The organism is Thermodesulfobacteriota bacterium, assembly GCA_031082315.1.
In the GTDB taxonomy this organism is placed as follows: Bacteria; Desulfobacterota; QYQD01; order QYQD01; family QYQD01; genus QYQD01.
On sequence record JAVHLC010000001.1, the window covers coordinates 34,153 to 58,012 of the forward strand.

Here is a 23,860-nt window from a genome sequence, read left to right on the forward strand (position 1 = left end):
TGCTCAGCGGTGAAAAGAATCTTTTACGAAATCATCAAATCTAAGTTAAGTAAGAACAAGGAGGCAAAAAATGTTAACAAAGATAAGAATGAAGAGAAATCAAAAAGGTTTTACGCTTATCGAACTCATGATCGTCGTGGCCATCATCGGCATCCTGGCCGCCATCGCGATACCGCAGTTTAACGAGTATAGAAAAAGAGGCTATGTCGCGACGTTAAATAGCGATGCAAAGAATGCCTTTACTGCTTCTGCAGCATTGATTGCCGATGACCCTAATTTAGCGGCTATGACCGTTGCAAATCTGCAAGCTGCAGGCTATACCGCATCTGCCGGCGTTACCCCCACTGTTGCTTTCACTACTATTGATAATTACACCATAACGGTGACCGGGACTGCAGGGTGGGGTCTTACTACTAACACGGCTACAATTACCCAGGATGGCGTATTAACGCCAGCAGCGCCTTAAGCGCGAAGATTGGGGACGTCGCGAAGATTGGGGACGTTCTTGAAAACTTTCACTTAAGGCAAGAGGCGTCATTGAAAAAAGGGCTGTCTTACCGGACAGCCCTTTTTATTTTGTGGAATAATTCGCTCCACACTGCAGTTTAACGGCATCAATTTTAAATTGTTTTGAATAGCTCTTTTTCTTTATTGTCATGTTTCACCTCCAAAAGTTTCGTTCCTATAACATGCCTTTCGAGGTGTCCGCTATGACTTTACCATTTCATTGTTCCCAATTAGCTTACAGATCGAAGCGCGTTGGCCGATAAGATCAATCAAAGCCTATGGACCAATACATCGCGATAATATTTGCTCTGACCCTCGGCCTTTGCGTGGGTAGTTTTCTGAATGTCCTCATCTACCGCCTGCCGCCGGGCAGATCAATTGTAAGGCCCGGCTCTGCCTGTCCAAGCTGTGGCGCCGGTATCCGGTGGTATGACAACATCCCGGTTCTAAGTTACATTTTACTGCGTGGGCAATGCCGCCACTGCCAATCGCGCATCTCCCTCCGCTATCCGCTTGTAGAACTTGTAACCGGATTGCTCTACCTGGCCATTTTCTTTCGATATGGCGTATCTTGGGCCTGCCTATTCTATTTCATTTTTATCTCCGCCCTCGTCGCCATCATCTTCGTCGATTTCGACCACCAGATCATCCCCGATGTTATTACTTATCCCGGCATCATAGCCGGCTTTATCTCTTCCCTCATTCTGCCGAATATTACTTATAGGGATTCACTCATCGGAATAATTCTGGGAGGTGGCATTCTTTACCTGATCGCCCTTGGCTATCTCATGCTGGCCAAAAGGGAAGGCATGGGGGGAGGGGATATTAAGCTTCTGGCCATGATCGGCGCCTTTCTGGGGTGGCAGGCCCTGCCGTTCACCATCCTGGTAAGCGCACTCCTCGGCTCAGGGGTAGGTATTATAGCCATGCTCAAAACAGGTAAGGACACCACGATGGCCATCCCGTTCGGACCTTTTTTATCCATTGGGGCCATTCTTTATCTCTTCTGGGGAAAAGCGGTAACCCAATGGTATCTGGGTCTCCTCCTTGCATAAATAACAGAAAGATTTACCGCGGAGAACGCAGAGAAGCGCAAAGATGGGACACAATCTGAAAGGGATATAGGAGTACTTTCTCTCTGCATTCTCAGCATGCTCTGCGGGGAACTAATAAGTTTATGAAAAAATACGGCCTAAGTATCCGCACCAAAATCGCCCTTACCTTTGTGTTTCTCTTGCTAACCGGGATGTTCCTGGTGGCCGTTGTTTCCGTAAAGATGGCCGAACGGAGCATCGCCCGGCAAAAGATAGACAGCGCAGCCATTCTGGTCCAGAACCTTGCCAACGTAATCAACCAGCTATCGAGAGATTCAGACATACGGGAAAACGGACCGGGTGATGTCCAGTCCCTGCTCAGTTCTTATCTCAGCCCATCCAGTTTTGACTACATAGCCCTGGTAAGAAGCGACGGGGTGATCGTCTCAGAAGCGGCATTTGAAGCCATAAATTTGCCCCCCTTATCCGCCGAAGCAAAGCTTCAGGCCTCGGCTGAGAGACCGGTTTGTAACCTTACCGGGGCAGACAATTTCTCCTTTTTCAGGAGAGACCTGCGCCTTGCCGCCGTGTTCCCCATTTTCAAGGACGGCCGCCGGTGGGGTGTTATATATGCCAAAAGTCTGCTCAGTGACCTGCGGCAGGAGATAGCGCAGATCTACAAGCTGACCTTCTTTTACATTGTTCTTGATGCCGTGCTCCTTTTCCTTTTCGGCTATCTTCTTATCTCCAGGGATGTCGTCCGGCCCATAAGACGTCTGACCTCCCTTGTGGATACCATCGGCAGTGGAGACCCTGGCCCTTTTATACATTCCGAACAACAAAATGAAATCGGAAAACTTTACCACGCCTTTGCCCGTATGGATAAACGTCTAGGTGAACAAAAAAAAGAGATAAAGGAATACATTGCCTCCCTGGAAAATGCCAATCGTGAGCTTAATAAGGTACAGGAAGAGGTAATCCGTTCTGAAAAACTGGCCTCGGTAGGCCGGTTAGCCGCCGGAGTGGCCCATGAAATCGGTAATCCATTGGCCGCCATCATAGGTTACGTTGAGCTTTTATTACAACGTGCGGTCAGTGAGGAAGAGGAACGTGATTTTCTCGCCCGTATCGCCTCGGAGTTGCAGCGCATAAATGGTATCATACGCGACCTGCTCGATTTCTCCCGTCCCTCCCCCCAAAAGATCGAAGGAGTGTCTGTTAACGAAGTTATCGAAGGCAGTCTTTCCCTCCTTTCACATCAGAAAACCATGCGTTATATCGGTATCCAGACTGACCTACAGCCAGACCTGCCACTCGCCCGGGCCAACGCCCAGCAGTTAAAACAGGTCGTTATCAATATCCTGGCCAACGCTGCCGCCGCCATGCCTATCGGCGGAGACCTGCGCATCAAATCAGGGCTAAAGGAAATAGCCGAAAATGACGAACAACAGAGATATGTAGTGATTGATATAGAAGACAGCGGGACCGGGATCAAACCGGAAGACCTGCCCAGGGTCTTTGATCCCTTCTTCACCACAAAACTACCGGGAGAAGGCACAGGTCTGGGTCTGGCGATCTCTTTGCGTATTATGGAATCGTTTGGCGGAAAGATAACCGTAGAAAGCGCCATAGGCAAGGGCACAAAATTCAGCCTTATCCTAAAAGAATGGAGGCATTCAGCAATCAGCAGTCAGCCATCAGCTATAAACGGTGAATAGTAAATTATAAAGTAGCTACCCAGGTCCAAAGTTCCAAGGTTCACGGTTCAAGATTAGAGAGCGATGAAGATTGATATGAAAAGCGCAAAGTAGCCAACCGTGAACCTGACAACCTAAGTAATTACATTATAAATGCTGATAACTGAACGCTGATAGTTGAGAGCTACGATATGTCTAAAAATCGTATTCTGGTCATAGATGATGAAGAAAACATGCGGCACGTGTTGACAGCCATCCTTAAAAAAGAAGGCTATGCGGTGGATACGTGTCCGGACGCGGTTTCCGGCCTTAAAAAACTGGAAGAACAGTGCTATGACCAGGTCTTATGTGATATCTGCATGTCAGGCATGGACGGCCTATCCTTTTTAAGGGAGGTTGGGGCTCGAAATTTTGACACTACAGTTATAGTCATGTCGGCTTACGGGAGTGTAGATACGGCTATTGAAGCCATTAAAATCGGCGCTTATGACTATATAGACAAGCCCTTTAAGCCTAATGAAATCATCCTGACCCTGAAAAAGGCGGAGGAGCGTGCCCGACTCAGGCGGGAAAATATCCGTCTTAAGGAAGAAGTAGAGAGAAGTTATTCTTTCAGTAACATCGTAGCCAAGTCTGCGGCTATGCTTCAGATATTTGATATGGTCAAAAAGATTGCCGATTACAAGACAACCGTCCTCATACTCGGTGAAAGCGGTACTGGAAAAGAGTTAATTGCCAAGGCCATACACTATAATAGTGTGCGGCGTGGGAAACCGCTTGTTACCATAAACTGTGGCGGCATACCGGAAACTCTCCTGGAAAGCGAGCTATTTGGGCATGTAAAAGGCGCTTTTACGGATGCCTACCGGGCCAAAAAAGGCCTGTTTGAAGAAGCCCATGGCGGGACACTTTTCCTGGACGAGGTGGGCGAGCTGCCCATGTCCCTCCAGGTCAAACTACTCCGTGCCCTGCAAGACGAAGAGATACGCCCTCTCGGAGACACACGGGCTACAAAGGTCGATGTCCGGATTATTGCCGCCACCGCCAGGGATCTGGCCAGGGAGATAGAAAAAAATACCTTCCGGGATGACCTTTTCTATCGTCTTAACGTCCTTTCCATCCACGTGCCGCCGCTACGGGAAAGGCGGGAAGATATTTCCTTACTGGTCGTCCATTTTATCCAGAAGTACAATAGCCGTCTGGGCACCAATGTTGAAGGAATTTCCCCGGAAGCCATGCATCGCCTCATGGAATACGAATGGCGGGGCAATGTGCGCGAATTGGAAAATGTAGTGGAACGGGCCATGGTGCTCACAGAGAGCAAAATAATGGGGTTGGAATACTTCCCGTCCTCTATACAAAAGGGCCGTGATACCTTTCCCGACGAAATCCTGGAAGGCGTAACATCCATCAAAAAGGCCACCAAGTCCGTGGAACGGGCATTGATCAAGCGCGCCCTGGAACAAACTAAAGGAAACCGAACGCAAGCTGCTCATATACTAGAGGTAAGCCTTCCGGCCCTGCTTTATAAAATGAAAGAATATAAGATAGGGTGATTCGTTGAATCACCCCTCAATGCTAGAATTTGAATAAAAGATTTACAAGAATTGGAGGGTCGGGGTACGCGGAATAAATATAACCCTGAAATACACCGCCGACGTTCCATTCGTCTGAAAGACTACGATTATAGGCAGGCCGGGGGCTATTTTGTAACTGTATGTACGCAGAACAGGGAATGTTTGTTTGGTGACGTAGCGGATGGAGAAATGCGGTTGAACGAGGCCGGACGAATGACGATAAAGACATGGATTGGTTTGACGGATCGTTTCCCGTTTATTGAATTGGATGAATTTGTGGTTATGCCCAATCATATGCACGGAATAATCCTTCTCGTAGGGGCAGGGCTTGCCCTGCCCAATAGGGGCGCAGCAAGCAGCGCCCCTACCTTGGGGGATGTTATGCGAACGTTTAAATCAATTGCTACAATCAATATAAATCGTCTTCTTGAACGCACAGGACGAGCTCTCTGGCAACGCAATTATTACGAACATATCATCCGCAATGAAGAAGACTTGAATCGTATCCGTGAATACATTACTAACAACCCCACCCGTTGGGCAGAGGATGAAGATAATCCGGAAAACATAAAACAACATGCAAATCTTTTAAATATGTAAAATTTTTTTATGATCATTTTCCCCTTTACGTTTCACAGCATCTGCTATTTTTTCAACAATTTCTTTAAGTTATAACATACGGTGCCGATAAGAAACAGTAGGCACGCTTCTTGCTAGCAAGTACATTCAGGAGGATTAAAGTGCCCAAGAGGAAGTACAGAATGAACCTGCCGGGGAATCACCGTGGATTTACTCTGACGGAATTGATGATGGTGGTGGCTTTGATGGCCATCATGGCAGCCATAGCCGTCCCCAACATTATCGCACAGATGCCGAAATATCGGTTGAACGGAGCGGCCAGACAGGTCCTGGGAGATTTGGTAGCCGCAAGGATGCAGGCCGTCAGTCAAAATAATGAACTCAAGGTGTTTTTTTTAGATAACCATCGCTACATGATATTAGACGATGATGATAATAATGGCACGGCTGATACCGGTGAGGCAACACAGACAAAAGACATTCAGACGGATTATCACGATGTCACCTTTAACTCAAACAATGACCCGATATTCCAACCAAACGGCACAGCCAGCAATCTAGCTACTATAACTCTGAGCAATACCAGTGGGTCGTATAGTATTACCATTAGCAGCGCCGGACGGGTGAGAATAAATTGAGGGAAGAAATGGATATTCCTATGGTGTGCAACCTACAGAATAAAAAAGGTTTTACATTGATCGAGGTCCTCGTTGCCATGCTGGTACTGGCCATAGGATTGTTGGGCTTAGCAACTTTGGCCTCAACAGTGATAAACGGTAATGCTTTCAGCAACGAAATGACCACGGCTACGACCCTGGCCCAGGAAAAACTGGAAGATATTCAAGGGCAGGGTTATGCCAGTGTATTTTCAACTAGCGAGAACTACGGCAGTATCACAGGTTACAGTGCCTACAAGAGAGTTGCAAGTGTAGCTACGGACTCCCCTGCTACAGGGATGAAAACGGTGACCGTTACGGTTTCCTGGGACGCAGATGCCCATTCGGTCGATCTGAAAACTATCCTGGCGGAATAAAAATGAAACATTCAGGTCTCAAAGAGATACAAGAAACAATGAAAACAATCCCCCCTCACCCCCCTTTACTAAAGGGGGGAATCCGTGAAGTTCCCCTTTGGAAAAGGGGGATACAGGGGGATTTTCAGATGAAAAGGGATCAGAATAAAACGCCCGGTTTCTCCCTGGTGGAGCTCCTTATTGCCATCGCCATCAGCGGGATGGTTCTGGCTGCCGTGTCCAGTCTATTTATCATGCAAAATAAATCCTACAGCGTCCAGGAACAGGTTGCTGAGATGCAGCAAAACGCACGGGCGGCTATGGATATCATGACCCGTGAGATAAGAACGGCAGGATGTGACCCGAGTGGCTCTGCCAATGCGGGCATTGTAAGCGCCGCCTCTGGTTCTATCAATTTTACCCAAGATATTACTGATGATGCAGGCACAGGTGATCCCGATGGGGACACGGCCGATGCCAACGAAAATATCACCTACTCACTTTATACTTCCAGCGGCATACAAAAAATCGGACGTGATACCGGCGGCGGCAACCAACCCGTTGCGGAGAATATTCAAGCGCTCACCTTTGCCTATTATGATAGCGCTGGCAATACTACTGCCGTACTGGCCGATATCCGCCAGATAGAGCTCACTATAACCGCCAGGACTGCCAATCCAGACCCTGATTATACTACCAATGGCGGGTACAGGACCTGTACTTTGACTTCTCTGATAACTCCAAGAAACCTGGCCTATTAATTAAGGGGGTGGGAGATATGGTCCAAAGACTAAAGTCCAAGAAATTCCGGCACAGTGGGATGTTATATAAAAATGAAAAAGGAATTGCCCTGATTACAGCGCTCCTTTTTTTAATGGTTCTCACTATCCTGGCAACCACCGCTATCGTGATAAGTAGTACAGATATCAAGATCGGCGGTAATTATAAGTTAACTAAACAGGCACTTTATGATGCCGAGGCTGGTATCCAATACGCAATCAAAAATATCGAAAACGGCCTCGCCGCAGAAACTCTTTCTCTTACCGGAAGTTCAATAGCCGTGAACTATACGGCGCCATCCGGCTTCTCTTTTGATCCGATCACCAATCTCACACAGGTAGGAAGCAATAATAACTATAGCTTTCGGGCTACCGGACACTCTGCAAGTAGCGCCAAGGCTACTATTGAAGTGGTCATAAAACAGGATCCAGTCTTTAATTATGGCGTTTTTGGGGACGACTTAGTCGATCTGAAGGCATCTGGTTGCGTTTATAGTTATAACTCGCATACAACTCCCAACCCACAGCCATCTGACTCCACCGGTGAGGGGGATGTCGGCTCTAATGTTGCAGTCCAGACGTACATGAGTACTTATGTTGATGGTGATGTGGCGCTGGGAAATGACGAAATTGGCAACGAAGGGGTTTATATCCCGAATGGCGTTCCCATAATCACCGGCACTGCCGGCGTGGATGTTGATCGGGTGGACCCGGATCCATTGGGCGCCGTCAGTGGCGACCTGGCATCAACATTTTCAACCGTCAGCAGCGGCAGCAATGATAATGCCTGGGGTGGAATAACCGGTGATACCATCAATCTGGGCACCGGCAATACTATGATATTGTATGGGAAGGCAGGAGGCGCAAATTACTACGTAACTGATATCAACCTTAACAATGGAGCAACGCTGAACATCGATGCGACAGCCGGACCGGTCAATATCTATTTAGCCGGAGGGTTAGATGCCAAAAACGGATCGGCTATCAACATCACCGGAGCGCCACCTGACTTCACCATTTACTCCAATTCGACGGATAGTATTGTATTTAGGCATGGAGGTACCTTCAAAGGTACGGTTTATGCTCCATATGCCCCGGTTGAGATGAAAAACAGTTCGGATGTATACGGCCTTATCTGGGCCAATACTTCAGACATAAAAAACACGGGAGAATTCTACTTCGACACAGCATTAAAAGATAAGTACCTCTCCGATAATGTCTCCATATTATCCTGGAGAGAAGTTAGGTAAAAAACCTTTCCGGCGAGGGGATAAAAATGCAAATAGCTATAATACAAAAACCTCACACAGTAAAACTACTCGGAGCCTTTTGTAGAGATGAAAGAGGAATCGTACTAATTACAGCGCTCCTTTTCTTGATGGTTCTCACTGTCCTGGGAACTACGGCTATCGTGATAAGTAGCACAGATATCAAGATCGGCGGGAATTATAAGTTGAGTAAACAGGCGTTTTATGATGCCGAGGCTGGTATCCAATACGCAATCAAGAACATCGAAAACGGCCTCGCCGCAGAAACTCTTTCTCTTACCGGAAGTTCAATAGCCGTGAACTATACGGCGCCATCCGGCTTCTCGTTCGATCCGATCACCACCCTCACACAGGTGGGAAGCACCAGTAACTACAGCTTTCAGGCTACGGGCCACGCCGCAAATAATACGAGCAGCGCCATCGAGGTAGTCATAAAGCGTGATACCTTACTCAACTATGGCATATTTGGGGATGACGAAATAGACATGAAAAACTCAGGAGCAGCGTACAGCTACGACTCCCGCGTGACTCCGAATCCGACGCCGGCCGACTCCACCGGTGAGGCGGACATCGGCTCTAATGAGCATGTAATAACTCACAATGGTACAATTGTCGATGGGGATATAGCTCTGGGAGAAGACGAATCTGGAAACGATGCGGTTTATGAAGAGCATGGCGGCAGTCCCGGCCCCACAGTCACCGGCGTGGAAGGAGTAGATGTGGACCGGGTCAATCCTGACCCACTAGGCGCTATAGGCGGCGACCTGGCCACCACGTTTTCGACTGTCAGCAGCGGCAGCAATGATAATGTCTGGGGTGGAATAACCGGTAATACCATCAATCTGGGCAACGGCGACACCATGATATTGTATGGGAAGGCAGGGGGTGCTGATTACTATGTAACCGATATCACTCTTCACAATGGCGCCACACTGAATATCGATGCGACAGCCGGACCGGTCAACATCTATTTAACCGGAGGTCTGGATGCCAAAAACGGATCGGCTGTCAATATCACCGGAATGCCGCCGGACTTCACCATCTACTCTAATTCAACGGATAAGATAGACTTTAAACACGGCAGTGCTTTCAAGGGCACAGTCTATGCCCCCTATGCCCCGGTTGACATGAAAAATAGTTCGGCAGTATATGGTTTAATCTGGGCCAACACCGTGGACATAAAAAATTCCGGTCAATTTTTCTTTGATACAGCGCTGAAAGATAAGTTCGCCTCCGATGACATCTCTATAGTCTCGTGGAGAGAAGTCCGGGAATAAAAACCTGGAAGCCCTGCCAAGTACTTGGCAGGGCTTCTTTTTCTCCTTCGGCGAATCTACGACATCAATTTTCTTCTCCTTGCCAATTGACTTAATTCCTAGTATCATTCCAGATCATGTTCCGGGAAAAAATTCTTACTATTCTCTGGCCTGTAATCTTTCTTGCATTTTGCCTACCATTGACTGTGTATGCCGAGGACGGCTCCCCCTTCAAAGAAGGAGACGTCTTAACCTTAACGCAATGTATTGAAATCGCCCTAAAAAACCAGCCCACCCTAAAAGCGGCGCGTAGTTCGGTTGAGGTCGGCCAGGCCCGGGTAACCCAATCCAAGGCCGATTATCTGCCGCAGATAAGCCTGAACTCCGCCTATGACCGTGTACATACGGAATTTTCCGGCCGCTTTATGTCGGCAGGCGGAACCACCAGTAATTATTCGTCGGGAGTTAACCTTACTCAACTATTTTATGATTTTGGCCGAACGGGTGGAAAGATAGAGGCCAGCCGTCAGAATCTGACTATGAGCGAATATGAGGCGCTGGATGTTATACAAGCGGTTATTCTCAACGTTGAACAGGCTTACTATAACCTGCTTAAGTCACGAAAGTTGCTGTCCGTAGCTGAAGAAACGACACGCCAGCGGGAAGAACACCTCAAACAGGCCCAGGCCTTCTACCGGGTGGGCACCAGGGCAAAAATCGACGTCACGAAGGCTGAGGTGGACCTGGCCAATAGCCATCTGGACAAAATCAAGGCTGAGAACGCCCTTAAGGTCGCCAAAGCCTCTCTGAATAATGCTATGGGGGTCAGAACTTCTATAGCTTATACAGTGGAAGATAACCTGCAATTTGTCCCTTTCCGTGAAGAGCTTACTGCCGTCACCGGGGAGGCCCTTAAAAGCCGCCCGGACACCCTGGCCCTGGATGCCCAATACAATTCCCAGAAGGCAACCTTAGAATCTGCCCTGGGAGAATATTATCCGAGCCTTAGCGGTAACGCCGCCTACAACCTCGAAGGGGATGAATACCCTAAGGACAAAAACTGGAACCTGGGGGCTACTATAACCTTTCCTATTTTTTCCGGTTTTGCTACAAAAGGCAAGGTGGCCGAAGCGCGTGCCCAACTCCAAAAGTTACAGGCAGAAAAAGAAGTCCTTGAACAAAATGTATGTCTGGAAGTTGAACAGGCCTTTTGGGCCACAAAAGAGGCTGAAGAATTGATACAGACTACGGAAAAAAATGTGATTCAGGCCCGGGAAAATCTGGATCTGGCTGAAGGCCGCTATAAAGCAGGGCTTGGATCAGCCATTGAGTTTATGGACGCCCAGATACTATATACAAAAGCAAATGTCGATCATATCCAGGCGCTTTATGACCACAAGGTAGCCGTGGCAACGCTCTTAAGGGCGGTGGGGAGATTAACTTTCAGCGCTCAGCAGTCAGCGATCAGCGTTCAGCAGACGGGAGACAGAAAATAGAGTTCAGAGACAGAAGCATGGCACAGAGAAAAGTGGATTAAAGAGACAAAAAATTATTCTCCGCGTTCTTTGCGTCTTTGCGGTGAAGGTGTTTCAGATGAAAAAAAAGCAATTTTATATAGCCCTACTGATCTTTCTTATAGCCATCGGGGTCGTTTTCTATGCCTTGAAGGGCGAAAAAGATACGGTTGGATACAAAACAGTAAAAGTAGAACGGGGAACTATTGCATCTACCGTCCTGGCCAGCGGAACAGTGAATCCGGTTGTTCTGGTGTCGGTTGGAAGCCAGGTCTCCGGCACTATCGAAAAAATCTACGTTGACTTCAACTCTCGAGTAGAAAAAGGCCAAATTATTGCCCAGATCGATCCCGCCGTTTTTCAAGCCGAGGTGGAGAAGGCCCGGGCAAACCATAAGAGCGCCCTCGCCAATCTGGAGCAGAAACAGGCACAGGTTACCGATGCCAAGAGAACATTCGAGCGTTATCGCGAATTAATAAAAAATGACCTGATTGCCCAGAGCGATGTGGATACGGCTGAAACCACTTACCAATCGGCCTCGGCCTTCTTTCGCGCCGCTGAAGCTGCTGTTTCGCAGGCCAAGGCCGCCCTTAACCTGGCGGAATCAAATTTGCGGTACACGACAATACGCTCCCCTGTAAACGGCATCGTGGTGTCACGAAATGTGGATGCGGGACAGACGGTCGCTGCCAGTTTTCAAGCGCCGGTACTCTTTACCATTGCCAAGGATTTGACTAAGATGCAGGTGGATACAAGCGTCGATGAAGCCGATATCGGCGTCACGAAGCCTGGGCAGAGAGCGGCGTTCACCGTTGACGCTTATCCAAGCGAGACCTTCATCGGAAAGGTGCTACAGGTACGCAATGCGGCTCAAGTGGTGCAGAACGTAGTGACCTATGATGTCATAGTCAGCGTGGACAACTCCTCTCTTAAGCTGAGACCGGGAATGACCGCCAATGTTTCCATCCTGATTGACGAGCGATCAAACGTCATCAAAATCCCCACTGCGGCGCTGCGGTTCACGCCACCGGAAGGAGAACGCAAGAAGGGCGCGCAGGAAACTCCCAAAGGCCCTCTCGTATGGAAATTACATCCCGATAACCGTCTTGAGCTCGTAGCCGTCAAACTTGGGATCGCAAACAGTCAACACGCAGAACTCCTCAAGGGCAACATCGCGGAAGGTGACCTCCTGGCAACAGAAACGCTTTCTACGGGGAAAAAGTCTGAAGCAAACAAGTCGCCGCAGTTCAGGCCCTTCTAAAAAGACGTATGCCACCGCTGATCGATACCCGAAACCTGACCAAGATATATCGCCTAGGCGATATATCCGTTAGGGCGTTGGACAATGTCACCCTTTCCATCGGCGCTGCAGAGTTCACGGCCATCATGGGGCACTCGGGATCCGGTAAATCAACCTTCATGAATATACTGGGGTGCCTGGATCGGCCCACAAGCGGTCAATACCTGCTGGAAGGGGAAGACGTCAGCAACCTTTCCACGAAACAGCTGGCCACCATTCGCAATCGCCGGATAGGTTTTGTCTTCCAGGGGTTTAACCTTCTGCGTCGCACCTCTGCGCTGGAAAACGTAGAACTCCCCCTTATCTACAGCCACATTCCGGCAAAGGAACGCCGCACGAAATCCCTTGAGGCCCTGGAAATCGTAGGCCTTTCCGGGCACGAACACCACCATTCCAACCAGCTGTCCGGCGGCCAGCAGCAGCGGGTAGCAATCGCCCGAGCCCTCGTCAATAGCCCATCCATTATCCTGGCTGATGAGCCGACCGGCAACTTGGATACGAAGACCAGCCTGGAAATAATGGCCATCTTTCAGACCCTCAACAGCGAACAGGGAATTACGGTTATTATAGTAACCCATGAGCCGGACATCGCTGCCTTTACGCGTAGGCATATAGTATTCAGAGATGGACAAATTATAGAAGATAAAGCAAATGAACCCAGAATAGGGAACTAACTGTTAACACCAAACATGTTCATTTCAAACAGTCTAAGAATTGCCTTGAACGCCCTCAAGGCTAATAAAATGCGGTCGCTGCTCACCATGCTTGGCATTATTATCGGCGTGGCGGCAGTGGTTATCATGGTGGCCATCGGTTCCGGCGCCAGCGCCCAGATTGCCCGTCAGATTGAAAGCGTAGGATCTAATTTGCTCATCGTCATCCCGGGAACGACAACCGCCGGCGGCGTACGTATGGGGGCCGGCACGGTTTCAACCTTAACCCTGGCCGACTCAGAGGCAATCGTTCAGAACTGTCCGAGCGTAGCCCGGGTAGCGCCTGTTTGGGGTGGAGTAGCCCAGGCCGTTTACGGCAACCAGAACTGGAGTACAGGGGTCACCGGGACAACAATTTCAATGTTTGCAATCAGGGATTGGACGTTGACAGCGGGCCGCTTTTTTACGGGACAAGAGACAAAAGCAGCGGCAAAGGTGGCTCTTCTTGGACAGACCGTGGTTAACAATCTTTTCGGTGGCGCCGATCCCATAGGCGAGATAGTGCGGATCAAAGGTATGCCTATGCAGGTCATTGGGGTACTCGCAGTCAAGGGGCAGTCCCCTCGTGGCGATGACCAGGACGATGCTATCTATGTTCCCATCACTACCGCGCAGAAAAGACTGTTCGGGACCCATATCCCGGGCACAGTACGCGTCATAATGGTACAAGCCAGGGATACGGAACTCATGGCCAAGGCCGAGGAGGAAATTAACCCTCTTCTGGAACAGCGCCACCGGATTCAGAAAGGCGCCGACCGGGACTTCACGGTACGCAATCTCTCTGAAATCCTGGCCGCAGCCCAGGCCGCATACAAAACTATGTCGCTCCTCTTAGGTTCTATCGCCCTGGTTTCGCTCATAGTCGGTGGGATCGGTATCATGAATATCATGCTGGTGTCAGTGACTGAACGCACCAGGGAAATCGGTATTCGTATGGCGGTGGGGGCACAGGAAAGCGATATCTTGACCCAGTTCCTGATTGAATCCCTGGTTCTGAGTCTTGTCGGGGGTGTAATCGGTGTCATCCTCGGATTGACCGGAGCTGAGATCATGGCTGCCATGTCGGACTGGCCAGTGCTCATTTCATGGCAGGCTTTGCTCCTGGCTTTCGCGTTTTCTGCGATGGTCGGGATCTTCTTTGGGTTCTATCCGGCCCGCAAGGCCGCCCGCCTCAACCCGATCGATGCCTTGCGGTATGAATAGCTTTTAGCCATCAGCGGTCAGCTTTCAGCTATCAGCCGTCAGAATCCAGAAGCCAGGGTCAGGATTCCAAAAAATAATGAGCGGCGAGTCGGGAGAAAGGTCTCGGGTTGTGAGTTACAAGTTGGAAGGTTTTTAACCCATAACACGGAACCCGCAATTGGAAAGCTCATAGCTGATTGCTGAAAGCTGATGGCTATTTTTTAAACTTCACCTTAAGATAGTGTGCCGAACACGAAATACACGGGTCATAGGCCCGAACCAGCATCTCCAACCCCAATTCTATCTCTTTCTCCGGCTTACCCAGCAATGAAGGTAAAAGGGCCTGCAGGTCGTGATAGATGTTATTGTGGTTCTGGTTGGTTGGGATGATCAGATTGGCCCCGATACATGTCCCGGCGTCATCGTACTGGTAATCATGGAAGAGTATCCCGCGTGGGACTTCCACGGCAGACACCCCGCGGCCGGCGCACACCTTGATAGGTGGAATATCCTCCAGCGCCAGACCCCGGCCGAGGGCTCTATCTATAATGTTTATGGAATCCTCTACAGAATGTACACACTCCACGATCTGGGCCACGTTATTCATGAAGCTGTTATAACAAACCGGCTTAAGTTTAAAGAGCCCGGCCACGGCCCTGGCTTCCGGGGTAAGTCTGTCGGAGTTCAGATTGAACCGGGCCAAGGCCCCCACCATGTAAGAATCGCGGTTATGTTTTGTATATTTGGCCGTGGAGTGCGGAACGCAAAACTCGTTAGTTACCTCTTTATACTGGCCCGGCGCCCATGTCCCTCCATCGCTTGAACCGACCTGGCCGTGGTACATGGCATATTCCTGGTTTGACTTGAGGGCGATATACTCTGTTTCCCGGCTAAATGCCGGAAAGCGTTCCGCCAATGAACAGACTAACCGGGCTACTTCTTTCAGATCAGAAAGCGCCTCTGTAAGCCCCTGGCGCAGTTTCTTTAACTCATCCACCTTTGGATACTTGACAAATCCACCCGGAACCAGCCTTTGCGGATGCGTAGTGCGGCCGCAAATCGTATCACTAAACTCGTTAGATAAGCGGTGAATACGAATAACAGTCTTCAACTCAGCCGGATGAGATCCGGCCAGTGGTACAACGCTACCCACACCCATCAGGTCCGGCAAAACAAGATAGCCCACATGGAGAATATGGCTCTGCAGGTTTTCCGCATGGAGAGCCAGCTTGCGAAGGAGCACGGTCTGCTCCGAGACCTCAATACCCAAGGCCGCTTCCGTGGCCTGGAGCGAGGCTAAGGTATGCCCGATGGAACATATCCCGCAGATGCGGCAGGTAATGTGATGCATCTCATACCATTTTCGTCCTCTGACCATGGCCTCGAAAAACCGGGGGGCCTCCACTACCTCCCAGCGGCAATCCTCGATCTTGCCGTTGGAGACATTGACTACTATATTGCCATGCCCTTCCACCCGCGTTAAATGATCCACCCGGATATGAAGTTCCCGTTTAGCAGACTTGCTCATCTGGCCTCCTCCCGATACCCATCGTAAAGCCTTATTTGCCCAAGTGCTTCACCGGCAGAGATGCCAAAACGCCCCAACAGCTCGCGGGCAGCATCCATATTGGGGTCATCTACCAGGCCGCGGCAGCCCCAGCAATAGGCCCCCTCGGTAATACAACAGGCCCCGCAGCCGGCCCTGGTCACCGGCCCCATACAAAACTGGCCCTTGAGAAGCACACAGACATTCCCCGCCTTCTTACAATCCACACACACCGGATAATTGGGGATAAAAGGCTTCTTGCCCTGCAACAGGGCCTTGAGTACCTGGACAAACTCCTCACGGTTTATCGGGCAACCGTGGACATTGGCATCTACCGGAACTACTGCCGAAACCGGTCGGGCCGCATAAGTATTATACCAATGGGCCTTATCGCCATAGACATAGCGCCGCACGAATTTTTCATCCTGAAAATTCTTCATGCAATTAATCCCGCCGATAGTAGCACAGGCCCCTATGGCCACCAGTATCCCGGCCTTTTCCCGGATGGCTTTTATCCGTTCTTCGTCACTCTTTCGGGTGATAGAACCTTCTACCAGGGCAATGTCATAATGGTCGCTCTGCTCCTTCATGGCCTCACGCCAGGTGACTATCTCCACCTGTCCCAAGACATCCAGCACGACCTCTTCCAGGTTAACGATCTGCAACTGATCGCCCTCGCAGCCGGCAAAATCAAAGATGGCCACCCTTGGCTTGCTCATGACAAGGCCTCCTCCAGATTCTTTATCGCCGCAAAGTTAAACACCGGCCCCTCCTGACAGACATAAACCGGACCCATCTGACAGTGGCCGCACTTGCCTAAACCGCACTTCATCTTCCTCTCAAGGGAAACGATGATATGATCATCGGCCAGACCCTTGGCCTTGGCCGCGGCTATGGCGAAGCGATACATCACCGGCGGTCCAACCATAATGGCATACGTCTTTTTAGGATCAATGGTAAACTTCGGGAAAAGGGTGGTAATGACCCCCACATTGCCCTTCCAGGAGGCATCGCCTACATCCACGGTCTCCAGGTATTCAAGGTCCGGACGCCTTGCCAGGGAGGCAATCTCTGCCTTGAAAAGACGGTCGGCCGGTGTTCGCGCCCCGAAGAGTACGATTATTCTGCCGTAATCCTTTCGCCTTTCCAGGGCATAGTTGATAAAGGACCTCAAGGGCACGATTCCCAGCCCCCCGGCCACAAATAGAAGATCTTTACCTTTGAGATCCTCAACCGGGAAGTGCGTGCCATAAGGGCCGCGTATGCCGATAACATCTCCCACTTTCAGGTTATGCAAGGCGTTGGTAACATTGCCGGCCCGGCGCACACACATCTCAAAATCTGCTTTTTTGTTGGGCGCCGAAGAGACCGAAATAGGACATTCACCCACACCAAATACAGAAACCTCGACGAACTGTCCCGGCTTATGCCCCAGAGGCTTCCCATCATTAGGACGGACTACAAACAGCTTTTCCATAGCCGTCTGCTCTTCGATCTTCATAATGGTGGCCAGACCGGGCAGGTAGGGAGATGGTGCGCCCATGATTAGATACCCTCCTTCAAACGATTAAAGACCGCTACGGGATCGGCTATATCAGACGGGCATTGTGCGGAACAACGTCCACACCCCACACAGGCAATATCGCCAAAACGCCTGTATATAAACTGCCCCTTACGATAAAAACGGTGGCGGTAGCGGTCGGCCCGATGGCCGCGGAAATTACCGCCGCCCGCTACCCGGGCAAAGTCGCTCAAAAGACACCCATCCCAGGTACGATTGCGGCTGCCTTTTTTAAGGTCTATGGAGACATCGTCCCGAACATCAAAACAGTAGCAGGTTGGACATACTAAATTACAGGTCCCGCAACTAAAACAAAGATGGGACTTTTCCTCCCAGATAACGTGTTCCTCATTGCCATCTAAAAGGGAAGGGAGTTCAAGATAAGAAAAACTCAACCGGTTGGCATCGCAACGTTTTCTCGCCTCCGCCCGTACCTTGTCCCTTTCTTTCACCTCAGCCGGCGCAGCTTCCCTGGTCCGGGGGGCCATCTTGAGAAGCGAAGCCCCTTTCTTGCTGCCCACGTCCACTACATAACACTGCCCGATATCCGTCAACATCAAATCGAAACCACCCGCCACAGTATCAGCCCCCATGCTGCTCCAGAAGGCCCTGGGCGCCACCTTAACCGAATCGATGCCGATAATCGTAGTCCGCTTACGACGTTCAAGGTAGTGATTATCCTGAGGAACAGCGGAAAACACTTTATCCATCTGGTTTATGGCTATAATGTCATACGGGTGTACGCCAAAAATAATCAACTCTTCTTTCGGTGCATCCGCCTTGATTGACCCCGGCGACAGGTTAAAGGTCAAAAGCTGCTCATAGGCCGGTAAGAGGTATTTCTTGGGAGGGATAAGCGTAACATCAAAAGAAAGGGTCATCTCCCCCGGTGAATTAATCGGAGCATAAGTGTAAAAGCCGCTATCCCCGGGTATGGAAGAAACTGCCGACTGGTCCTTTACGCCGACCACGGTATTCTTCTGGCGCAAAAGCTCCGCCACAAACAAATGCAGTCCTTCTTTCTCAATAATTGCCAGGCTCATATCGCCACCTATTAGACCTTTCCCCTGCTATAAGATCCTGAATCTTCTCACCGCTGAGCACGCAGAGTCCGCAACCCGCAACGTAGCAACGTAAGGGCGCTGCTTGCTGCGCCCTTATTGGGCAGGGCTTGCCCTGCCCCTACGCCAACTTCGGCGACCTCTGCGGTAATTTTTTACTTTTTACGAAGCCATCGATATTGAAGCACCATCCCTATATATGCAACCAGCTTGTCTGTGTCAAGAATTCTTGAATTAATTCCAGATGTTGTTCACCTTTTCTCAAGCCCGGACCCTGTCTCCAGGATAACCTTATCTTCCCCACCCACCTCTTTTAAAAAGACGTTTACCCTCTCGGAACAGGCGGTATTGATTTTTTTGCCTATATATTGAGGCTCGATGGGCAACTCCCGATGCCCGCGATCTACGAGTACCGCCAACTCTACCCCTCTGGGACGCCCAAAATCCATTAGGGCGTCCAGTGCCGCCCTAATCGTGCGCCCGGTAAAAAGGACATCGTCCACTAAGATAATCTTTTGATCCTCGACAGGGAAACCTATCTCTGTTTTATGAACCAATGGCTGGCGACCAATCATACTCCAGTCATCACGATAAAGGGTTATGTCCAGTATGCCCATGGGCACATCCGCCTGTTCCGTATGCATAATTTTTTCCTTCAGACGCTGGGCCAGAAAAACACCACCGGTTCGAATGCCTACGAGAGCCAGCCCCTCTACCCCCTTGTTCCTCTCCAGGATCTGGTGAGCCATTCTGGTCAAAACACGGTTAATCTCTTTCTCATCCATCAATGTTATTTCTTTGGACATTATCTGTATGACCTCGTTCCTACCTCGTGCGTCATTCCTGCGAAAGCAGGAATCCAGAAACTAAAAGACTGGATTCCGTGTCAAGCACGGAATGACAGATAAAAGGTATTCTCAGGCGAAAAACTATCTTCTTCTTTTATCACTTTAGGTCTTTCTTTCCGTCCTTTGCGCCTTTGCGGTGAGCCCAACGGTTATTCTTTCTTCAGACCAAGCTTGGCATACAGGCGATCAAAATCGACATATTCCTTAATAAGATGGACGCCTCTTTCTACCTTTTCCGTCTCGCGCAGCCTTATACGAAAAGAGAGCTTCTCCATACTCTTGGCAATAGTATAGGTGTCGCCGGACAGGACAACGATGGGAATTCCCTTTTCCTCAGCTCGACCGATAATTATGTCATTAGGATATAAGTTGCCGGTCAACAAAATACATCTGGCCCCGCCTTCTATGGAAGCCAGTTGGATATCCGACCGATCCCCTCCCACAATGACCCCCACATTCTTAGACTTTCTGAAATATTCCAAGAACATGTTAACCTGCATGCCTCCGATCAGAAACTGTTCCACCAGATTATCCAGGCGATGATGACAGCAGATGACTTTCCCGCCCAGTTGTTCCGCTATATATTCCACCTTGACCGAGGCCATCAGAGGATCATAAGGCACTACCCCCAGGACACTTATCCCTTTTTTCTCCAGATAAGGTACTATTAATTCCTGTACATCGCTCATATATTCAGACGTTATATTATTCAAAATGACACCGGCGAGGTGCTCCTTGAAATTATCCTGGGCATCCAGTATGCTGTCGACATAAAAATCCCCCCGATACCGGTCGATGAGGACAATTTTCGCCTCAAGCCTCTTTACTAATTTAGTTGCCGGTATGCCCATGTAACTACCGGTATGAAAACTGCCCGAACCGCCCACTATCATAACATCCTTGTTTATGGTCAGGGACTTAAAGGCCTTGATGATCTTGCGATCCAGTCCTTTCATATCCTCACGCAAGGCGTCTATCAAGACATCCTGAGTGATGACCACCGGGCAAACGAGCTCCAGGGGATCGGAAAGTTTTAAAAAACGATATATAAACCACGCATCTTTGTCCGTAAGGATGCCTTCAACTTCTTCCGGCAGTATCCCCACAGGCTTCTGGTAGCCAACACTAAAACCGTCCTTCTGCAATTGGGCGCCAATACCCATGGTAACCATACTCTTGCCGGAATAACCGGCCGTAGAACTCACATATAATGTAACCATCTTAGGCCCCCCTTATGGTAAACCTGGCATCAACCGCTATGACCCCTTCGCCCCTGGATTTGGCCAGCAGGGGATTTACGTCGGCTTCCACAATCTCCGGAAAATCCTGGGCCAGTTGAGACATTATAAGCAGGGCTTCCTCAACGGCCTCAATATCTGCAGATTGTTCTCCCCGCACCCCGCGTAAAAGGGGAAAAGACCTTATCTCCCTCACCATCTCATGGGCATCTTCCCTGGCTAAAGGCGCCACACGGAAAGATACATCCTTAAGTACTTCTACATAAACACCACCTAAGCCGAACATAATCAACGTCCCGAACTGCGGATCCTTACTCAGACCCAGGATGACCTCTCTACCCCCTGTAATCATCTCCTGTACCATCACCCCGAGGATAGGGGCCTGAGGAGCCCTGGCCCGTGCCCGTGAGGTAATCTCAAAAAACGCTCTCTCTACCTCTTTTGCCGTCTTAATGCCCAGAATAACGCCGCCTATGTCACTCTTGTGAATAATTTGGTGCGCGGCAATCTTCATAACTACGGGATACCCGATACTATTGGCAGCAGTCACCGCCTCCCTTGAGGTACGGGCCAGGATATTGGCCGGAATCTTAAACCCATAGGCCTGGAGAACTTCCCGCGCCTCAGCTTCTATAAGTTGATTACGGTTTTCATCGCGCACCCGGTCAAATATCTGCCATACCTTGTCCCGATCCGCCCGGTAACAAAGATGCGTGCGTGGGGGCTCATCCACCCATAAACGCTGGCGGTACATACTATCCATAGCGGCTATGGCATCCTCAGGATAATTATAATGCGGGATGCCCTCCCGTAATAATATTTTTCTCCCTTCTTCTACACGTTTCTTCCCCAGAAAGGAAGCAAAGACCGGTTTCGGCGATTGTTTCGCAAGTTCGGCAACAGCCCTGGCCGTTTCGGCCACGTCCACCATAGCCGTGGGTGTCAGCAAGATCAGGATGGCGTGTACCTGATCGTCTGCCTGTATGATGGCCAGGGTATCACGGTAACGCTCCGCTCCCGCATCGCCGATAATATCCACCGGATTATAAAAGGAGGCGATAGGCGGCAGTATTTTTCGGAGCTTATCTATGGTCTCCTTATTTAAGGAGGCCAGTATGAGATTGGAGCGGTCACAGGCATCCGCGGCTATTATGCCCGGCCCACCGGAGTTGGTGATAATGGCTATATTGGGACCTTTAGGCAAAGGCTGGTAGGCAAAGGCCATGGCGTAATTGAACAGGTCATTGATAGAATGGGCGCGGATAACGCCGCTCTGGCGAAAGGCGGCCTGAAACGCCGCATCCGAGCCGGCCAGCGCGCCGGTATGCGAGGACGCCGCCTTAGCGCCGGAGGCCGTGGTGCCTGACTTGATGAGAATAATGGGCTTCTTTTTGGAAACCTCCCTGGCCACGTCCATAAAGGCCAGACCGTCATTTATGCCCTCCAGATACCCCAGGACAACCTTGGTCTGCGGATCTTCCGACAGGGCCAGCAGCATCTCTATCTCGGAGATGTCCGTCTTATTCCCCAGGCTGACGAACTTGGAAAAGCCGATGTCTTCGGCCAGAGACCAGTCCAGGATAGCCACACACAAGGCCCCGGATTGGGAAAAAAAGCCGATGTTGCCTTTAAGCGGCATGCCTGCCGCAAAAGAGGCATTAACCCCGGAGGCCGTATCGATCAGGCCGACACAATTGGGGCCAACCATACGTATGCCGTATCTATTGATGGCCTCCTTTAATTCGCGCTCCAGCCGGGCCCCTTCCGGCCCGACCTCCTTGAATCCCGCCGTGATAACCACTATCGAGTCGATTTTGCTGGCCGCGCATTCCTCGACTACCTGAATTACATGAGACGCGGGCACGCAAATTACGGCCAGGTCAACCGGGCCGGGTACGGAGACCAGGTTCGGGTAGGCCTTAGTGCCCAGTATCTCCGTGGCAGCGGGATTAACGGGATAAATCTGCCCCTGGTATCCATAGCTCATCATGTTTTTTAAGACGTCATACCCGACCTTGCCCGGCTGACGTGAGGCGCCGACTACAGCTACGGAACGGGGGCTGAAAAAGTGTTCTAACATAACGTCCTGCTCAATTAATTTCAAATTCCAAAATTCAAAGTTCAAATCAAAGCCAAATGACTAAATATCAAAATTGGGCTTTGAGCTTTGAGCTTTAACCTTTGCAGCTTATGTTCAGGACTCTATTATGGTTCTCACAAGCATGTCAAGAATTTTAAAGAAGGGATCAGATCAGAGTTCTAATGATTGTGAAACAAGTTAAAAAGGCTAGAGCAGGCGCCAGAATCCAGCTTAACGCTATCTTTTTTAGTAGATTAACACTTACAGTGCCGGTTCCTTTTAGCACCCCGATGCCGGTAATTCCACCAATAATGCAATAGGTTGTTGAAATCGGCATGCCCAGGGAAGTAAAAAGAAAAACGCAACACCCGGCGCCAAACTGTGCGGCAAATCCTGAATAAGGATCTAATGCCGTTATTCCACTTCCGATGGTCTCTATTATCCGGTTGCTTAAAAGAACGGCGCCAAGGAACACTAAAAAAGAGCCTCCTAAAAAGGCCCATGTCTCATCGATCAAACCGGCATGAATGATTGGTCCCAGGATGGTGGCAAGCTCATTAGCTCCGGTAGTGTAGGCTATGATAATCCCGCTTGCGAGCAATAGCACCCTGATAATCCTTTCAATTTGCAGGAAGGGTAATTTGGAGAGGGTCTTTTCCATGGCCCGGTATAGCATAATTGACGCAAAAAAGGCCGCCAGGGGAGATAGCGCCCACGAAAGAAAAATCTCAAAAAGTGACCCGTAGTTCACGTCTGCCCCCAGGGCGGTTCCAGAGCCGGTTAAGCTTCCGATTATCACCTGATGGGTGGAAACCGGCAGCCTCCTCCAGTTGGAAATAATTATCAAAATGGCGGATACCAGCAAAGATATCCCCAAAATACGCAAATCCATTTCTACAATATCTTTTCCAACCGTCTTCATCACCTTTCGGCCTTGCAACAGTATTCCAATCAGAACAAATACCCCAAAGAGGATTACAGCCCTTCTAAAGGATATTATCCTGCATCCTATACATATTCCCAGGGCATTGGAGGTATCGTTGGAACCAACACTAAGAGCTATAAGAACAGAAGCTATAATTGGAATGGGCTGCATTCAGGTGGCGAG

General features: G+C 49.8%; 22 protein-coding genes. 14 read left to right on the forward strand and 8 right to left on the reverse strand.

What is annotated here, in order from left to right; genetic code table 11:
- The first annotated feature begins 88 nt into the window (after positions 1–88).
- The 14 genes from RDU59_00175 to RDU59_00240 all read left to right on the forward strand — a co-directional run bounded on the left by RDU59_00175 (position 89) and on the right by RDU59_00240 (position 14,439).
- Positions 89–466, forward strand: a complete 378-nt coding sequence (locus tag RDU59_00175) for a prepilin-type N-terminal cleavage/methylation domain-containing protein (GenBank protein ID MDQ7836899.1) — start codon at positions 89–91, stop codon at positions 464–466.
- Positions 467–785: 319 nt separating this feature from the next.
- The gene (locus RDU59_00180) at positions 786–1,562 is read left to right on the forward strand and encodes a prepilin peptidase (protein ID MDQ7836900.1); all 777 of its coding nucleotides are present in this window, start codon (positions 786–788) and stop codon (positions 1,560–1,562) included.
- Positions 1,563–1,684: 122 nt separating this feature from the next.
- Positions 1,685–3,259, forward strand: coding sequence for an ATP-binding protein (locus RDU59_00185; GenBank protein MDQ7836901.1), 1,575 nt, complete (start codon positions 1,685–1,687; stop codon positions 3,257–3,259).
- 170 nt (positions 3,260–3,429) lie between these two features.
- A complete protein-coding gene (locus RDU59_00190; protein MDQ7836902.1) occupies positions 3,430–4,794 on the forward strand; it encodes a sigma-54 dependent transcriptional regulator in 1,365 nt (454 codons plus the stop codon).
- A gap of 51 nt (positions 4,795–4,845) precedes the next feature.
- Complete coding sequence (locus tag RDU59_00195; GenBank protein MDQ7836903.1) at positions 4,846–5,415, forward strand: transposase; 570 nt, start codon at positions 4,846–4,848, stop codon at positions 5,413–5,415.
- Positions 5,416–5,555: 140 nt separating this feature from the next.
- Positions 5,556–6,032, forward strand: a complete 477-nt coding sequence (locus tag RDU59_00200; GenBank protein ID MDQ7836904.1) for a GspH/FimT family pseudopilin — start codon at positions 5,556–5,558, stop codon at positions 6,030–6,032.
- Between the two features lie 8 nt (positions 6,033–6,040).
- On the forward strand, positions 6,041–6,427 hold the full coding sequence (pilV, locus tag RDU59_00205; protein MDQ7836905.1) for a type IV pilus modification protein PilV: 387 nt from the start codon (positions 6,041–6,043) through the stop codon (positions 6,425–6,427).
- Positions 6,428–6,555: 128 nt separating this feature from the next.
- Positions 6,556–7,167: a prepilin-type N-terminal cleavage/methylation domain-containing protein gene (locus RDU59_00210; protein ID MDQ7836906.1), complete on the forward strand. Its 612-nt coding sequence runs from the start codon at positions 6,556–6,558 to the stop codon at positions 7,165–7,167.
- A 17-nt stretch (positions 7,168–7,184) separates the two neighbouring features.
- Positions 7,185–8,435: a pilus assembly PilX N-terminal domain-containing protein gene (locus RDU59_00215; GenBank protein ID MDQ7836907.1), complete on the forward strand. Its 1,251-nt coding sequence runs from the start codon at positions 7,185–7,187 to the stop codon at positions 8,433–8,435.
- Positions 8,436–8,461: 26 nt separating this feature from the next.
- Positions 8,462–9,730, forward strand: coding sequence for a pilus assembly PilX N-terminal domain-containing protein (locus RDU59_00220; protein ID MDQ7836908.1), 1,269 nt, complete (start codon positions 8,462–8,464; stop codon positions 9,728–9,730).
- Between the two features lie 116 nt (positions 9,731–9,846).
- The gene (locus tag RDU59_00225) at positions 9,847–11,205 is read left to right on the forward strand and encodes a TolC family protein (GenBank protein MDQ7836909.1); all 1,359 of its coding nucleotides are present in this window, start codon (positions 9,847–9,849) and stop codon (positions 11,203–11,205) included.
- A gap of 97 nt (positions 11,206–11,302) precedes the next feature.
- The gene (locus RDU59_00230; GenBank protein ID MDQ7836910.1) at positions 11,303–12,484 is read left to right on the forward strand and encodes an efflux RND transporter periplasmic adaptor subunit; all 1,182 of its coding nucleotides are present in this window, start codon (positions 11,303–11,305) and stop codon (positions 12,482–12,484) included.
- Positions 12,485–12,492: 8 nt separating this feature from the next.
- On the forward strand, positions 12,493–13,197 hold the full coding sequence (locus RDU59_00235) for an ABC transporter ATP-binding protein (protein MDQ7836911.1): 705 nt from the start codon (positions 12,493–12,495) through the stop codon (positions 13,195–13,197).
- Between the two features lie 69 nt (positions 13,198–13,266).
- Positions 13,267–14,439 carry an ABC transporter permease gene (locus RDU59_00240; GenBank protein ID MDQ7836912.1) on the forward strand — a complete coding sequence of 391 codons (1,173 nt, stop codon included), beginning with the start codon at positions 13,267–13,269 and terminating at the stop codon, positions 14,437–14,439.
- Positions 14,440–14,632: 193 nt separating this feature from the next.
- Here the strand turns inward: RDU59_00240 and RDU59_00245 are convergent, their stop codons facing one another.
- From RDU59_00245 to RDU59_00280, 8 genes are all read right to left on the reverse strand, one after another.
- Complete coding sequence (locus tag RDU59_00245) at positions 14,633–15,946, reverse strand: Ni/Fe hydrogenase subunit alpha (protein ID MDQ7836913.1); 1,314 nt, start codon at positions 15,944–15,946, stop codon at positions 14,633–14,635.
- Positions 15,943–16,683 (reverse strand): NADH:ubiquinone oxidoreductase, encoded by a 741-nt coding sequence (locus tag RDU59_00250; protein ID MDQ7836914.1) that lies wholly within the window; start codon positions 16,681–16,683, stop codon positions 15,943–15,945. The genes RDU59_00245 and RDU59_00250 overlap by 4 nt, the downstream gene beginning before the upstream one ends.
- Entirely contained in the window at positions 16,680–17,507 is an 828-nt protein-coding gene (locus tag RDU59_00255; GenBank protein ID MDQ7836915.1) for an FAD/NAD(P)-binding protein, read from the reverse strand. The genes RDU59_00250 and RDU59_00255 overlap by 4 nt, the downstream gene beginning before the upstream one ends.
- 2 nt (positions 17,508–17,509) lie before the next feature.
- A complete protein-coding gene (locus RDU59_00260) occupies positions 17,510–18,568 on the reverse strand; it encodes a 4Fe-4S dicluster domain-containing protein (protein MDQ7836916.1) in 1,059 nt (352 codons plus the stop codon).
- 269 nt (positions 18,569–18,837) lie between these two features.
- The gene (pyrR, locus tag RDU59_00265) at positions 18,838–19,392 is read right to left on the reverse strand and encodes a bifunctional pyr operon transcriptional regulator/uracil phosphoribosyltransferase PyrR (GenBank protein MDQ7836917.1); all 555 of its coding nucleotides are present in this window, start codon (positions 19,390–19,392) and stop codon (positions 18,838–18,840) included.
- Positions 19,393–19,583: 191 nt separating this feature from the next.
- Complete coding sequence (locus RDU59_00270; protein MDQ7836918.1) at positions 19,584–20,654, reverse strand: phosphotransacetylase family protein; 1,071 nt, start codon at positions 20,652–20,654, stop codon at positions 19,584–19,586.
- Between the two features lies 1 nt (position 20,655).
- Complete coding sequence (locus tag RDU59_00275) at positions 20,656–22,752, reverse strand: acetate--CoA ligase (GenBank protein ID MDQ7836919.1); 2,097 nt, start codon at positions 22,750–22,752, stop codon at positions 20,656–20,658.
- Between the two features lie 166 nt (positions 22,753–22,918).
- On the reverse strand, positions 22,919–23,848 hold the full coding sequence (locus RDU59_00280; GenBank protein MDQ7836920.1) for an anion permease: 930 nt from the start codon (positions 23,846–23,848) through the stop codon (positions 22,919–22,921).
- Positions 23,849–23,860: the final 12 nt, after the last annotated feature.

Coding starts and splice junctions, on each gene's coding strand:
- RDU59_00175 (MDQ7836899.1), top strand. CDS start 89: ATGAAGAGAAATCAAAAAGGTTTTACGCTTATCGAACTCATGATCGTC.
- RDU59_00180 (MDQ7836900.1), top strand. CDS start 786: ATGGACCAATACATCGCGATAATATTTGCTCTGACCCTCGGCCTTTGC.
- RDU59_00185 (MDQ7836901.1), top strand. CDS start 1,685: ATGAAAAAATACGGCCTAAGTATCCGCACCAAAATCGCCCTTACCTTT.
- RDU59_00190 (MDQ7836902.1), top strand. CDS start 3,430: ATGTCTAAAAATCGTATTCTGGTCATAGATGATGAAGAAAACATGCGG.
- pilV (MDQ7836905.1), top strand. CDS start 6,041: ATGGATATTCCTATGGTGTGCAACCTACAGAATAAAAAAGGTTTTACA.
- RDU59_00210 (MDQ7836906.1), top strand. CDS start 6,556: ATGAAAAGGGATCAGAATAAAACGCCCGGTTTCTCCCTGGTGGAGCTC.
- RDU59_00215 (MDQ7836907.1), top strand. CDS start 7,185: ATGGTCCAAAGACTAAAGTCCAAGAAATTCCGGCACAGTGGGATGTTA.
- RDU59_00220 (MDQ7836908.1), top strand. CDS start 8,462: ATGCAAATAGCTATAATACAAAAACCTCACACAGTAAAACTACTCGGA.
- RDU59_00225 (MDQ7836909.1), top strand. CDS start 9,847: ATGTTCCGGGAAAAAATTCTTACTATTCTCTGGCCTGTAATCTTTCTT.
- RDU59_00230 (MDQ7836910.1), top strand. CDS start 11,303: ATGAAAAAAAAGCAATTTTATATAGCCCTACTGATCTTTCTTATAGCC.
- RDU59_00235 (MDQ7836911.1), top strand. CDS start 12,493: ATGCCACCGCTGATCGATACCCGAAACCTGACCAAGATATATCGCCTA.
- RDU59_00240 (MDQ7836912.1), top strand. CDS start 13,267: ATGCGGTCGCTGCTCACCATGCTTGGCATTATTATCGGCGTGGCGGCA.
- RDU59_00245 (MDQ7836913.1), bottom strand. CDS start 15,946: ATGAGCAAGTCTGCTAAACGGGAACTTCATATCCGGGTGGATCATTTA.
- RDU59_00250 (MDQ7836914.1), bottom strand. CDS start 16,683: ATGAGCAAGCCAAGGGTGGCCATCTTTGATTTTGCCGGCTGCGAGGGC.
- RDU59_00255 (MDQ7836915.1), bottom strand. CDS start 17,507: ATGGGCGCACCATCTCCCTACCTGCCCGGTCTGGCCACCATTATGAAG.
- RDU59_00260 (MDQ7836916.1), bottom strand. CDS start 18,568: ATGAGCCTGGCAATTATTGAGAAAGAAGGACTGCATTTGTTTGTGGCG.
- pyrR (MDQ7836917.1), bottom strand. CDS start 19,392: ATGTCCAAAGAAATAACATTGATGGATGAGAAAGAGATTAACCGTGTT.
- RDU59_00270 (MDQ7836918.1), bottom strand. CDS start 20,654: ATGGTTACATTATATGTGAGTTCTACGGCCGGTTATTCCGGCAAGAGT.
- RDU59_00275 (MDQ7836919.1), bottom strand. CDS start 22,752: ATGTTAGAACACTTTTTCAGCCCCCGTTCCGTAGCTGTAGTCGGCGCC.
- RDU59_00280 (MDQ7836920.1), bottom strand. CDS start 23,848: ATGCAGCCCATTCCAATTATAGCTTCTGTTCTTATAGCTCTTAGTGTT.